Source organism: Vibrio sp. 10N.261.51.F12 (assembly GCF_041471725.1).
GTDB lineage: Bacteria > Pseudomonadota > Gammaproteobacteria > Enterobacterales > Vibrionaceae > Vibrio.
The window spans coordinates 245,562-258,886 of the sequence record NZ_JBFROV010000016.1; the positions used below are offsets into that span (position 1 = coordinate 245,562).

Sequence of the window (13,325 nt, forward strand, 5' to 3'; positions counted from 1 at the left end):
TTTGTTCTCGCTCAATAGTAAAAAGAAGCATAAATTTCGAACATCGTGCGATTAATACTCGCAATGTGATATAGGACGTTAGTGTCATTATGGGAAAGTCACTGGTTATAGTGGAGTCACCCGCTAAGGCTAAAACCATCAACAAATACCTAGGTAAAGACTTTGTAGTGAAGTCGAGTGTGGGTCACGTACGTGATTTACCTACCGCAGGTCAAAGTACTGGTAAAAAAGCAGCGGCAGTCTCAACCAAAGGTTTAAGTGTCGAAGAAAAGGCACGAATTAAAAAAATAAAAGATAAAAAAGCGCTCGTTAAAAAAATGGGTATCGACCCATACAGCGATTGGGACGCAAACTACCAAATCTTGCCTGGCAAAGAAAAAGTGGTTGCTGAGCTCCAAAAATTAGCGAAAGACGCAGACTACGTTTATCTCGCAACCGATTTGGACCGCGAGGGAGAAGCTATCGCATGGCACCTTCGTGAGATCATCGGTGGCGATGAACAGCGATATAAACGAGTCGTTTTTAACGAAATTACTAAAAACGCAATCCAACAAGCCTTTGAGACTCCAGGCGAGCTCAATATGGATGGCGTTAATGCACAACAGGCACGTCGATTCTTAGACCGTGTTGTTGGCTTTATGGTCTCGCCGCTGCTTTGGAAAAAAGTGGCTCGAGGCTTGTCAGCAGGTCGTGTCCAATCGGTTGCCGTTAAGCTATTGGTTGAAAGAGAACGCGAGATCAACGCGTTTATTCCTGAAGAGTTTTGGGATATTCACGCTGATACGAAAACAGCTAATAACACGGATTTCCGTTTATTAGTTGCCCAAAAAGATGGCAAAGCGTTTAAGCCGACGAATGAAACCGAGGCAAGCGCAGCGACATCCGTGTTGGAAAAGGCCGCTTATGAGGTATGTAAGCGAGAAGACCGACCAACACAGAGTAAGCCATCGGCGCCTTACATTACGTCAACACTTCAGCAGGCTGCGAGTACCCGTCTTGGATACGGTGTTAAAAAGACCATGATGTTGGCGCAGCGTCTCTATGAAGGTGGTTACATCACCTACATGCGTACCGACTCAACAAACTTGAGTTCAGAGGCTGTCGATACACTGCGAGATTATATCAACAGTGAATTTGGCGCAGAGTACTTACCGGACAATGCTCTACGCTACGGAAGCAAAGAAGGGGCGCAAGAGGCGCACGAAGCGATTCGTCCTTCAGATGTCACGGTCAAAGTTGATGATTTACAGGGTATGGAAGCAGATGCTCATAAACTGTACTCACTGATTTGGAACCAATTTGTCGCGTGTCAAATGACACCTGCAAAATATGACTCAACAACCGTGAGCGTCAAAGCAGAGGGTTTCACCCTGAAAGCGAAAGGTCGTATTCTTAAGTTTGATGGTTGGACTCGTGTTCAACGCCCAATGGGTAAAAACGAAGATGCGATTCTACCTGCGGTAAAAGTAGGGGATAAGCTTGATTTAGTCGCTTTGGATCCAAAGCAACACTTTACCAAGCCGCCTGCTCGATTCACTGAAGCTGCGTTGGTTAAAGAGTTAGAGAAAAAAGGCATTGGTCGCCCATCGACGTATGCATCGATTATCTCGACCATTCAAGACCGTGGCTACGTAAAAGTAGAACAGCGTCGTTTCTATGCTGAGAAAATGGGAGAGATTGTTACCGATCGCCTGAACTACAGCTTTGATGATTTGATGAACTATGACTTTACGGCTCGAATGGAGCAAAAGCTCGATCAAATCGCTGAAGGTGAAACCAGTTGGAAAGGCGTTCTTAACGACTTCTTTAATGAGTTTACCACCGATCTTGAGAAAGCAGAGCTTGATGAAGATACGGGAGGAATGAAGCCTAACCATATCGTCGAAACCGACATCGAGTGTCCGACATGTTCTCGTCCAATGGGTATACGTACCGCATCGACGGGTGTGTTCTTGGGATGCTCTGGTTATGCTTTACCACCCAAAGAGCGCTGTAAAACAACGATCAACCTTGGTGATGAAGAGGGCGTCGTCAACGTTCTAGAAGAAGATGTTGAAACGGCCGCGTTGCGAGCGAAGAAACGTTGCCCAATCTGTGAAACGGCGATGGATGCTTACCTCATTGATGATAAGCGTAAGCTTCATGTATGCGGTAATAACCCGAATTGTGAAGGTTATGTCGTTGAGCATGGCGAGTACAAGGTTAAGGGTTATGATGGCCCAACGGTTGAATGTGACAAATGTGGCTCTGAAATGGTGTTGAAAAACGGCCGATTCGGAAAATACATGGGTTGTACGAACGAGGAATGTAAAAATACTCGTAAAATTCTTAGGAACGGTGAGGTTGCGCCACCTAAAGAAGACCCGGTTCATTTCCCTGAGCTACCTTGTGAAAACTCAGATGCGTACTTCGTGTTACGTGACGGAGCATCTGGTTTGTTCATGGCAGCGAGTAACTTCCCTAAATCAAGGGAAACACGTGCGCCGCTTGTCAGTGAACTTGCGCAGTATAAAGAACGTATCTCGCCTAAGTTCCATTACTTAGCCGATGCGCCTGCAGCAGACCCAGATGGCCGTCCAGCTGTTGTTCGTTTTAGCCGTAAGACGAAAGAGAACTATGTTCGTTCCGAAGAAGATGGTAAACCATCAGGTTGGACCGGATTGTTCGTAGACGGGAAGTGGGAGATTACGGATAAACGTAAGAAACCCAAAAAAGAAGCGTAGATAACTATAAAAACAGCACCTTAGGGTGCTGTTTTTTTATGTCCGTAATAAACGTAGGTTAGGGATCAAGACGTAGCGATACAGTCCGTATATCATCGATTATTTTATAAAACATAAGCTGGTATATCTATAACAATAAAGTATGTTAAGGTGACTCTGCTGTTAACCTATTGTGTTTAAAATGTGACTTAACAGTAATATTTTGTGACCAATGCCAAGTGCTGAAATGCAATTAGGTTCCATCAAGCATAATGACATATTTTGGGTTGTAATCTTTTTTCAACACGATAATTTAGAACGAAACCATACGCAGATTATGGTTCTAAGAAACTCTATTTGTGCGACTACCTTTAGCATCGCGCACTTTGATATACAGATTCAACGTTTGAGTGTTCGATGCCAACATCGACATCATCATCCGTGACTAATAAAGTCAGACTCCCCCGTCCAAGAGACAAGTCTGGCGACAATGATAACGCTATAAAACGGAGAATATAATGGCTGGTGTATTAGGAATGATTCTTGCTGGTGGCGAAGGGTCTCGCCTTCGTCCTTTAACTGAATCTCGCACGAAACCTGCGGTGCCTTTTGGAGGCAGTTATCGTTTAATCGATTTTGCCCTTAATAATTTTATCAATGCGGATCTAATGCGTATCTACGTATTAACGCAATTCAAATCTCAGTCGCTTTATCAGCATATGAGAAAGGGTTGGAACCTTGCCGGTATTACAGACCGCTTCATCGACCCAATCCCTGCACAAATGCGTGATGGTAAACGTTGGTATGAAGGTACAGCGGATGCTATCTATCAGAATATTAGCTTTATTGAGCTGTCTACCCCAGACCAAGTGTGCATCTTCGGCTCTGACCATATCTATAAAATGGATATCCGCCAAATGCTCGATTTCCATAAAAGAGTCGATGCAAAACTGACGGTATCTGCACTGCGTATGCCATTGTCAGAAGCCTCAGAGTTTGGCGTGATTGAAGTGGACGAAACAGGCAAGATGATTGGCTTTGAAGAAAAACCATCGAACCCGAAATCGATTCCAGGCCACCCTGATATGGCATTAATATCAATGGGTAACTACATCTTTGACGCCGACACTTTGTGTACAGAGCTAAAGCTTGATGCGGACAATACCGAATCAAGCCATGACTTTGGTAAAGACATTATCCCTAAGATGTTTCCTGAAGGTGAAGTCTATGTTTATGACTTTTCAACCAATAAAATCAGCGGTGAAAAAGGAACCACTTATTGGCGTGATGTAGGTTCGATTGACTCGTACTGGTCAGCTCATATGGATTTACTTGAACATGATCCTGATTTTTCATTGTACAACCGTAAATGGCCTCTACATACCTTTTATCCACCACTGCCACCAGCCACATTTATCGATGCAGAAGACCGTAAAGTGAAAGTGACTGACAGCTTAATTGCTGGAGGAAGTTATATTCAAGGTGCTTCCATTTATAAGTCGGTGCTCGGTTACCGAAGTAATATTGCCGCAGGCACTAAGATCAGTGAATCGGTCATCATAGGTGATGTAAAAATCGGTGCAGGGTGTACAATCAAGAACGCAATTATCGATAAAAATGTAGAGATTGCCCCTGGGACAGTGATTGGTGAAGATCTAGAGTTGGATGCGAAACGCTTCCACGTGTCTCCAGGTGGCATTGTTGTCATCAAAAAAGGGACAAAAGTTGGATTCTAGAATGAGAAACATAGATGTATGGTTTCCAGTTTCAGAAGCTCAAGGACTTGTAAAAAGTGGGGGCTTGGCTGATGTTGCCAAAGCCCTGCCTAAGGCATTGCAAGAGCTCGGGAAATCAGTTGCTATCACATTACCTGGTTATCAAACCTTACCGAATAAGCAAGATTATGAGTGTGTTCTATCGACAGAGTTAGAGCATTGGCCTCATACGGCTTATCAGGTCAAGAAAACTGAGCTCGACGGTGTCGATGTTTATGTCATTGAATGTGATAAATATTTTGACCGCCCAGAGTTGTATGCAGAACATAACCGGGCGTATGCTGACAATGGCGAGAGATTTAGCTTTTTTTCAGCCGCGAGCCTCGATGTATTGCCTAAGCTTGGTATTAAACCTGCGGTAGTGCATGCGAATGATTGGCATACCAGTTTGGTGCCGTTTTTGCTTAAAACTCGATACGGTAGCGATGACCGTTTCAAGGATGTGAAGTCAGTTCTGACCGTTCACAATGCAATATTCAAAGGTATTTTTTCTTATAGCCAACTAGAAATCATCCCTGAACTTAATCTTTCCGGCATGGAGTTCCTGCAATACGGTGAAGGTTGGGTCAGTATGTTGCGAGCTGGCATTGCGTTTGCCGACAAAGTGAACGCGGTTAGCCCAAATTACGCTGCCGAGCTGGTTACCCCTCTGGGTTCTCATGGTCTAGTCGATGATTTTGTTCATCGTGCCAAAGACCTACACGGTATCGTAAATGGTTGTGATTATTCGGAGTGGGATCCGAGGAACGATGAGTTCTTACCGGTTAGCTATGAAGCCGAATTAGCGAGTATGCTAAAAGGTAAACTCGCGTCCAAAACGTTATTACAACAAGAGCTGAACCTGCCTGAGACTAATGTTCCTATGGTCGGGATGGTATGTCGTCTGACCCACCAAAAAGGGTTTCATTATATCCTGCCTATCTTAGAGAAGTTTCTCAAAAACGATGTGCAGATGGTTATTATTGGAACGGGTGAGTCTCAGATTGCGTCCCATTTACGTGATGTTGCCGCCGCGTATCCAGACAAATTGGCATTTGTAGAAGCCTATAGCAATCGCTTTGCTCATCTCGTAGAAGCGGGTTCGGATTTCTTCTTGATGCCATCTGAGTTTGAGGCTTGTGGGCTAAACCAGTTGTACAGTATGGCCTACGGCACCTTGCCTATCATTCGGAAGGTTGGCGGACTCAAAGATACAGTGATTGATTTTGATGATAACCCATCAGAAGCTACTGGCTTTGGTTTCGAAGAGCCGTGTCATGATGCGTTGCTTATTGTGTTGCAAAGGGCGCTGCTTTTTTATCTACAACAACCAGATGAAATGCATAATATCCAACTAAGAGCGATGCGTCGCGACTTCAGTTGGTTAGAGTCAGCAAAAGAATACAATAAAATGTATGAGATAGCGCTGCATCAACATTAATTTCGTTCCAACTCGAAAAGGCGACCTCAGGTCGCCTTTTTTATTTCCTGCCTATTTTTTCCGTTGCTTTTGTCAAGGACCGCTCTAGCTGGTTAACACTTCGAAATAATTTTCAAATAAATTATGTGCAGTTTTTAACAGCCGTTCCGTGAATTGTGATACCGTAATGCTCATCGCCATTACCTAAAAGATCCTATGTCAGAGAATCTACTGTTTCATAAAACTTACGCACATCCTACGAGCAAAGAGTGGGTGGTGTTTGTACATGGTGCGGGTGGAAGTTCCTCGATTTGGTTTAAACAAATCAGAGCCTACAGAGAGCACTTTAATCTGCTGTTTGTCGATCTACGTGGGCATGGTAAGTCAAACGAGTTGATTAAAGATATTATGGCAAGTGGCTACACGTTTAAAAGTGTGACTATTGATATTCTTAAAGTGCTCGATCACCTTAAAATTCAATCGGCACACTTTGTTGGTATGTCACTTGGCACAATTATCGTCCGTAATATTGCTGAACTGGCCTCACCTCGAGTTCGTTCTATGGTGTTAGGGGGCGCTGTAACACGGTTTAATACCCGCTCACAGTTGCTTGTGAACCTAGGGAATTGGAGTAAGCATATTATCCCTTATATGTGGTTATATCGCTTATTCGCCTATATTGTTATGCCTCAGCGTGGACAAAAAGAATCTCGTCTTTTATTTGTGCGAGAAGCGAAGAAGCTGTGCCAGAAAGAATTTAAGAGATGGTACACGCTAACAACAGAGGTTAATCCACTTCATCGTTATTTCAAGGATAAAGAACTTCCTATTCCAACATTGTATTTAATGGGGGATAAAGACTATATGTTCATCCACCCAGTAAAAGAAATGGTAGCAGAGCATGAATCGAGCCGCTTGCTTGAAATTGAAAACTGCGGGCATGTCTGTAATGTCGAAAGACCAGATGAATTTAATAAACACTCCATCGCGTTTATTAAATCGGTACAATAAAATAACCCTAAGTACTTTAATTGATGGTTAAGTGCTAACCGTTGAGTGCTAAGTGCTAAGTGCTAAGTGCTAAGTGCTAAGTGCTGACAGTTCCAGCATGCTCCAAACTGCGCTTCATTGAGCTCATTGCATTGTGGGCAGTGCCAGCTAACTTGGTCGCGATTGTTCTCTTGTTGTTGCACCGCTAAGATTAACGATTTAGCTTTCGCTTCTTGGGACACTTCGTGTAACCAGATGTAAGGTAGGGAGCTTTCGTCAAAAGGCACTTCGCCTCTCAATCCAAATACCCCCTCGCCACGTACCTCACACTGAACCCCTTCGGCAAACAGTTGCTGTTGCATGATATGTGTTTCGGTAGGATTATTACCTATGTATATCTTCATTTAGTCTGTACCTGGGGTGATTTTGAAAACCGAGCCATCGCCCATTTCGTGATTAAAGGAAATAACCCTAACAATGCAAAGGAAGCGAGAACAGCGGGTGATACTATGCCTGATAAACTGTCAATACTGGCGAGTTGGGTGCCTGCATTAAGGTAAACCGCGGTACCCGGTAGCATACCAAGTTGGCTGACCAAATAGTATTTTGAAACACGAATTGGGGTTAGCCCCATGAGTAGGTTAATTAGAAAAAATGGGAAAATAGGGATGAGCCTCAAAGAAAAAAGGTAAAACGCGCCATCCTTTTCAACGCCCTTGTTGATCGTCGCCAGTTTACCGCCGAACCGCTTTTGTACCCAATCACGTAGAAGAAAACGACTGCTAAGAAAAGCGAGCGTAGCGCCAATAGTACTTGCAAAAGAGACCAGCAATAAGCTCACCCAAAAACCAAATAACGCGGCGCCCAACAAAGTGACGACAGCGGCGCCTGGGACAGAGAAGGCGGTGATGGTGATATACAGAAAGAAATAGGTAAGCGCGGCAACCAAAAAATTATTGTCAATATAAGTGGCAAGCGCTGCCTGTTGTGCCTTGGCATTTTCTAAGGTCAGGTATTGTCCAAACTCTACGCCTAGAAAAACAATAACGGCAACAAATCCTAAGCCCAATAACAATTTTTTACTCATGTCCTACTCCATGTCGATAATGCATCTTTAGTATAAGACACGAACATCGGAATTTAACTTTCAAACAGATAAAAAAAAATCAGCTAATGGGCTGATTTTTTTATAAGTAAGAGAGAGCAAGTACTAATTGATATGATTGGCTAGCTCGTCGCGCTTGGCTTGTGGAATCACAGACCAGTGAGTACCATTAATCGCACCTTCTAACGCCCAAAGTAATTCGAGACCGACACTTGTCGAGTGTGTTTTTTGAATGGCCTTGAAGGCTTCAACGGATCCATGCTCTTGAAGTGAGTTCACCGATTCTATCCCCGCTTTTTTGAGCATGCGCTCTGTTGCAAGACGTAAATTCGGGAGATCTTTTAATCGGGTTGGTTTGCAGTCAGATTGTTTTACTTTTTCATCTTTTGCGTAATCCAACGCTGAGCGTGCGTAGCTCAATATTATTTCACTGTCATCCCAGCTATCTTCAGGTAGGGCAAAATATTTTGTCACTACTGGAAATCCGCGCTTTTTATAAACGTAAGGTTTGAAGCCGTTTTGCTTGAATGTCGCGACGGTTGTTGGGTTAGTTCTGATGTGTAATTTACTGTTCACTGCTAATGCAAACATCGTATCGTCAACAAAAATGCCAAATCCACCGAACATAGAGCGGGATTTGACTTTTCCAAGTTGAGCGAACAACTGCATCGAATTTTTTAATATTGGATTGTCCATATTTGTCTTTTCTCGGTGTTATTTGATTGTGTCACCAAAATCAGGTCCGAGAGTGTAGCAAACAGGCATCAATTCCTTGTTAAATTAAAAACAAGAATTCAGTGTCCTTTGCCATCGGTAACCCCGCTACCTACCATAAATGGTTTAGGCCGGAGGCTTTGCGTCCCAACTTTTCAGATGGTTTGCCCTGTGCGTGACTTTGTTAGAATAAAGAAAAAATGCGCTAATCTGCATTGAGATATAACTAAAGTGTGATGTTGCTTCAAAAATTAGACGGGTATTTGTGCTTAAGAGGTAACATAAACTAACAATAAGGCGTATAAAATCTGGGAACAAGATCAAAAAAAAGCGCCTAACTAGGCGCCTTTGTCATTTTTTTGTCAGGTTTTTGACAGAGTGGCGTTCAATTATCTCGGGGTGCATCTCAAATATACGTTTGTCATGACCTTTATCTTTTATGCGTTCTAGCAAAATCTCAAAGGCGTTCTTTCCGACACGACGTTTCGGTTGGTGAACCGTCGTCAGTGGTGGAGAAAAATACTCAGCAAGCTCAATGTTATCGTAACCAATCACAGAGATATCTTCTGGTACGTTCAAACCGAGTTGTTGTAAACGACTCATTAGGCCTAACGCCATCGTATCGTTAAAGCAGAACACGGCGCTTGGTCGTTCTTCCATTGCGGCAATACGATTCGCTGCGATGACCGCTGTGTCACACTCAAAGTTACCTTCAAATATACGGTCTTCTTTCATTTCGATGCCGGCTTCTGATAGCGCACGCTTGTAACCAATAATGCGTTCTTGGCACACCGCTTTTTCTAGGTGACCGCTCAAACATGCGATGTCCGTATGACCTTTATCAATTAGGTATTTTGTGGCGAGATAACCACCTTCCTCCGAATTATCAATGATCTTATCTGCTTGCGAGCTCTCAGGACCCCAGTCCATGATCACTTTAGGAATATCGGAGTGACGATCAAGCATGCTAAGAAGCTCTTCTGTGAGATCTGAACACATAACGAGAATACCGTCGACGCGCTTCTCTGCTAGCATCCGAATGTAATCTCTCTGCTTTTCATACACGCCACCAGTGTTACACAGAATTAATGTGTAACCTTGACGATAGCAATAGCTTTCAACGCCATCGATAACCTCGGAGAAGAATAAGTTCGTTGATTGTGTAACCAACATACCGATGGTTTTTGTTGAGTTACATTTTAAGCTTCGCGCAACGGCGCTTGGCGCGTAATTGAGTTCTTCTACGGCGGCGTTGACTTTTTCTTGTGTGGCTTCGGCAACAAAACGTGTTTTGTTAATAACGTGAGACACAGTAGTAGTTGAAACGCCAGCTAGACGGGCGACATCTTTGATTGTTGCCATAGCTTTATCCTATTAGTAACGGCTTTTGCGTATGGTCAGCAAAAACGTCGTTGCGGTAATGCAGCTTTGTTTAATTAAAAAAGCGCTTTGGTGTATGGAATGCGTACCGAGTAAGTGAACCTAGTGAAACATTGGATTCCAATTGTGGGTTAGCTATTCACCTGACAAGGACATAATAGCTAAAGATAGGAAAGCATGGGGCACTAAAATTTGGTTTTCGCATTGAAACGGCGGATTGTAATGCTAGTCGGTGACTCTAGCAACGTTTCAACCGACAAATTTGATGATAAATTAAAATTAATATGGGGTAACACCGCCACCTTGATTGATAGCGGTGTCTGCATCGGTTACTCAGCAGTTAAATAGTTAAGGTCTAACTGACAAAATGCAATGAGGAGTGTTGCTACCGCGGCGTAAAATCCAAATACATCATACTCTTTACATTTTTTTTCGAATTGAGGCAGCCATGTCATCAGGTGCTGATTAAGGTAATCAGCTTGCTCTAATAATGCGTTGTTGATGTGCGCCTCGGACTCCAGTTCATTAGAACGAATAATAAGGTTGCCGAGAAAGTCCAACTCTATCGCGAGGTGATCGGCTGGCTCATTTAAGTCTTCAGAGACGGCGACATTGTGTTTTTTTAACAGCTCGGTCATGTCATTAGCCGGTTTATCATTGAGAAGACCTGATTCACCTATGTACATTGAGGCATAAGGTAATGCGCCATGCTTATCTGATTTAAGAAATAGGTCACAAAAATCTGCGGATAGCTCAAGTTGGGCGTCTTCTCGAGTCTGTAATCGGTTCAAGCCATCAATGAGTGTATTGATCGGCGCTTCGAGTGATGGGTTTTCACCGAGACCGCTCAAAAAAGAACGTATTTCGACACTGTGATATTTATCCAGTTCTTGTTGAGTGAGCTCTTTGGCAAATAGGCTAGAAAGCCACCAGTATATCTCTGCACGTTGTTCATTAAATGCTTTCAATTCTTGCATCTTGTTCTCTCCAAAAGTCTTGCCCTTATTTTAGACAATAAAAATGAACAGCAGTAAGGGCAATAATGAAAAAAATCGAACGTTTATGAAGATAAATGAATAAAAGAGCGGTTGATGGTTTTAAAGCGACACCAGATGGGCAAGGTTCTGATTGCATATAGTGGATAAAAAGTGTTCTTGTCTTGAATCAATAAAAGCACGACTTTCTACACAATACCGTAATGTCCGCTAGAATTGTGACTAATTATGAATAGAATGGCTTCGGTCATAGATAGAATAGAAACGGTGAATATGAGTTATCACGTATTAGTAGTTGAAGATGATGTCGTTACGCGTAGCAAGTTGTCTGGTTACTTTGAGAGTGAAGGCTATTTAGTAAGCGAGGCTGAAAGCGGTGAAGAGATGCGACAAGTATTGCAGTCTTCCAGTGTCGACCTTGTCATGCTTGATATCAATCTTCCTGGTGAAGATGGTCTGATGTTAACTCGAGAGTTACGTAGCCAGTCTGATATCGGTATTATATTGGTAACAGGTCGTACTGATAGTATTGATCGGATCGTTGGCCTAGAAATGGGCGCAGATGACTATGTAACGAAACCGTTTGAATTAAGAGAATTATTGGTCAGAGTTAAAAACTTACTGTGGCGTATTGCTCAAGCTCGTAAGCAGCCCTTAATATCACAAAGTGCCGAGAACGAGCATGTTGTGCACTTTGGGGAGTGGTTATTCGATAAACAGCGCCGCTCATTAAGTTGCAATGGTGAACCAGTCAAACTGACAAAAGCCGAGTATGAGCTTTTAGTCGCGTTATCTACTTACCCTAATCAAGTTCTGAGTCGTGAGCGAATCTTGAACATGATCAGTCATCGAGTTGACGCGCCAAATGATCGCACTATTGATGTATTAATCCGACGTATGCGCACTAAAATGGAAGCGGATCCGAAAAACCCACAAATATTCATCACGGTTCATGGTGAAGGATATATGTTTGCGGGTGACTAGCGACTACGTTTAATTTAACGATGTAGGTTGCACTCTTTCACAAAAATAGCGTGTCTCATCATTAAAAAACAGAGCTCCATCGTTAAAAAAGCCAGGCGTTTAACACAGCCTGGCTTTTTTACATCAATGTACTTAGAGCCAGTGCACTTAGAATCAGCGCACTTAGAACCAGCGCACATAGAACCACAGCAATTAGAACCACAGCAATTAGAGCGAGATGATATTATCCCTAGCTAAGGTTGAGCAGATTCTGCGGGTGGGCTAAGGGCCTTGTCAGTGCTGGTATCCAATGGCGTGCCTTCATTTCCCTGTTCACCCTCAACGTTACTCTTTCCTACAACGGTTGCATCGTCGTCACCTTCTAACGTTGAAAGTGGATTATCTTCAGGCGTGAGCTCATCTGTAGACGACACTCCCTCGCTCGCAACCCAGTCACGTAACCTTTGCCATGCCAGCCCCATGGTTTCATGCCAGTATCGCTCTGTTTGTTCGAGGTAGCGAGCTTGCGGGGTATATTTTTGCCATGCTTGCTCAATATCTTTTTGGGCCAAAAAGTTAGTGGGCGCAGGGTAGGGTACTAAGCCTGCAGATTCAAACTCGTACATCGCTCTTTGCATATGACTGGCTGACGTCACAAGAACCAATTTTCTGTTTTTGACAAATGCGGTGGCTTGTCTTGCTTCTTCCCAGGTGTCTTTCGCGGTTTCAAGCAAAATAATCTCGGACTTAGCGACACCAAGTCCCAGTGCGACCTTCGCCATCATTCTTGCGTGGCTGACATCGGTGCCACCTGCGTATCCAGAGAGGATCATTTTTGCACCAGGGTACATACGCATAATTCGTATGCCTTCGCTGAGCCTCATAAGTGAGGTTCGACTAAGCTGCGAAGTCGGAGGCAAATCATCATCAACAGTATGACCCCCACCGAGTACCATGACATAGTCAATCGTTTCGTTGATCGGTAAGAAAGGCTTGTATTGACGCTCTAATGGCATCAATAATCGGCTTGACAAAGGTTGGAAGGCGATGAGAAAAATCCCACAAAGTGATACAAGAATAATCATGCATCCTATTCTGCGCCTTGCAGTAAACATAATAAGCGCGAGTCCCAAAAAACCTAGGATCAGCATAGCTGGCAAAGGCATTAGAAGGGATGACACGATTTTTTTCAGCTCAAACATAAACTAATAGTCCGAAAAAACACCACTTAACGCTAAAAAAGGAGCTTGCCCCTTTATTCCTGTCACTTATATGACAGAATAGCAGTCCGATTGGCTATCT

Annotated in this window: 11 protein-coding genes and 1 riboswitch; of the genes, 5 read left to right on the forward strand and 6 right to left on the reverse strand. The window is 43.4% G+C overall.

What is annotated here, in order from left to right:
- The first annotated feature begins 89 nt into the window (after positions 1-89).
- The 4 genes from topA (at position 90) to AB4405_RS11410 (ending at position 6,887) form a co-directional block, all read left to right on the forward strand.
- Complete coding sequence (gene topA / locus AB4405_RS11395) at positions 90-2,723, forward strand: type I DNA topoisomerase (RefSeq protein WP_372060853.1); 2,634 nt, start codon at positions 90-92, stop codon at positions 2,721-2,723.
- Between the two features lie 497 nt (positions 2,724-3,220).
- Positions 3,221-4,438: a glucose-1-phosphate adenylyltransferase gene (gene glgC, locus AB4405_RS11400; RefSeq protein WP_102471398.1), complete on the forward strand. Its 1,218-nt coding sequence runs from the start codon at positions 3,221-3,223 to the stop codon at positions 4,436-4,438.
- A 1-nt stretch (position 4,439) separates the two neighbouring features.
- Positions 4,440-5,897: a glycogen synthase GlgA gene (gene glgA / locus AB4405_RS11405; protein ID WP_372060854.1), complete on the forward strand. Its 1,458-nt coding sequence runs from the start codon at positions 4,440-4,442 to the stop codon at positions 5,895-5,897.
- A 195-nt stretch (positions 5,898-6,092) separates the two neighbouring features.
- Complete coding sequence (locus AB4405_RS11410) at positions 6,093-6,887, forward strand: alpha/beta fold hydrolase (RefSeq protein WP_102471400.1); 795 nt, start codon at positions 6,093-6,095, stop codon at positions 6,885-6,887.
- 62 nt (positions 6,888-6,949) lie between these two features.
- On the opposite strand, the gene AB4405_RS11415 is transcribed toward AB4405_RS11410, so the two are convergent.
- From AB4405_RS11415 to torD, 5 genes are all read right to left on the reverse strand, one after another.
- Positions 6,950-7,270, reverse strand: a complete 321-nt coding sequence (locus AB4405_RS11415; protein WP_372060855.1) for a DUF2007 domain-containing protein — start codon at positions 7,268-7,270, stop codon at positions 6,950-6,952.
- Complete coding sequence (locus AB4405_RS11420) at positions 7,267-7,953, reverse strand: TVP38/TMEM64 family protein (RefSeq protein WP_372060856.1); 687 nt, start codon at positions 7,951-7,953, stop codon at positions 7,267-7,269. Before AB4405_RS11420 ends, AB4405_RS11415 begins: the two co-directional genes overlap by 4 nt.
- Positions 7,954-8,076: 123 nt before the next feature.
- The gene (locus tag AB4405_RS11425; RefSeq protein ID WP_102471402.1) at positions 8,077-8,667 is read right to left on the reverse strand and encodes a TfoX/Sxy family DNA transformation protein; all 591 of its coding nucleotides are present in this window, start codon (positions 8,665-8,667) and stop codon (positions 8,077-8,079) included.
- Positions 8,668-8,780: 113 nt separating this feature from the next.
- Positions 8,781-8,864, reverse strand: a riboswitch (cyclic di-GMP riboswitch).
- A 172-nt stretch (positions 8,865-9,036) separates the two neighbouring features.
- The gene (gene purR / locus AB4405_RS11430) at positions 9,037-10,047 is read right to left on the reverse strand and encodes an HTH-type transcriptional repressor PurR (protein ID WP_102471403.1); all 1,011 of its coding nucleotides are present in this window, start codon (positions 10,045-10,047) and stop codon (positions 9,037-9,039) included.
- Between the two features lie 347 nt (positions 10,048-10,394).
- Positions 10,395-11,042, reverse strand: a complete 648-nt coding sequence (gene torD / locus AB4405_RS11435) for a molecular chaperone TorD (protein WP_372060857.1) — start codon at positions 11,040-11,042, stop codon at positions 10,395-10,397.
- A gap of 291 nt (positions 11,043-11,333) precedes the next feature.
- On the opposite strand from torD, the gene torR reads away from it, so the two are divergent.
- Positions 11,334-12,044, forward strand: coding sequence for a two-component system response regulator TorR (torR, locus tag AB4405_RS11440; protein WP_102471594.1), 711 nt, complete (start codon positions 11,334-11,336; stop codon positions 12,042-12,044).
- Between the two features lie 233 nt (positions 12,045-12,277).
- On the opposite strand, the gene elyC is transcribed toward torR, so the two are convergent.
- Positions 12,278-13,225, reverse strand: a complete 948-nt coding sequence (gene elyC / locus AB4405_RS11445; protein ID WP_372060858.1) for an envelope biogenesis factor ElyC — start codon at positions 13,223-13,225, stop codon at positions 12,278-12,280.
- Positions 13,226-13,325: the final 100 nt, after the last annotated feature.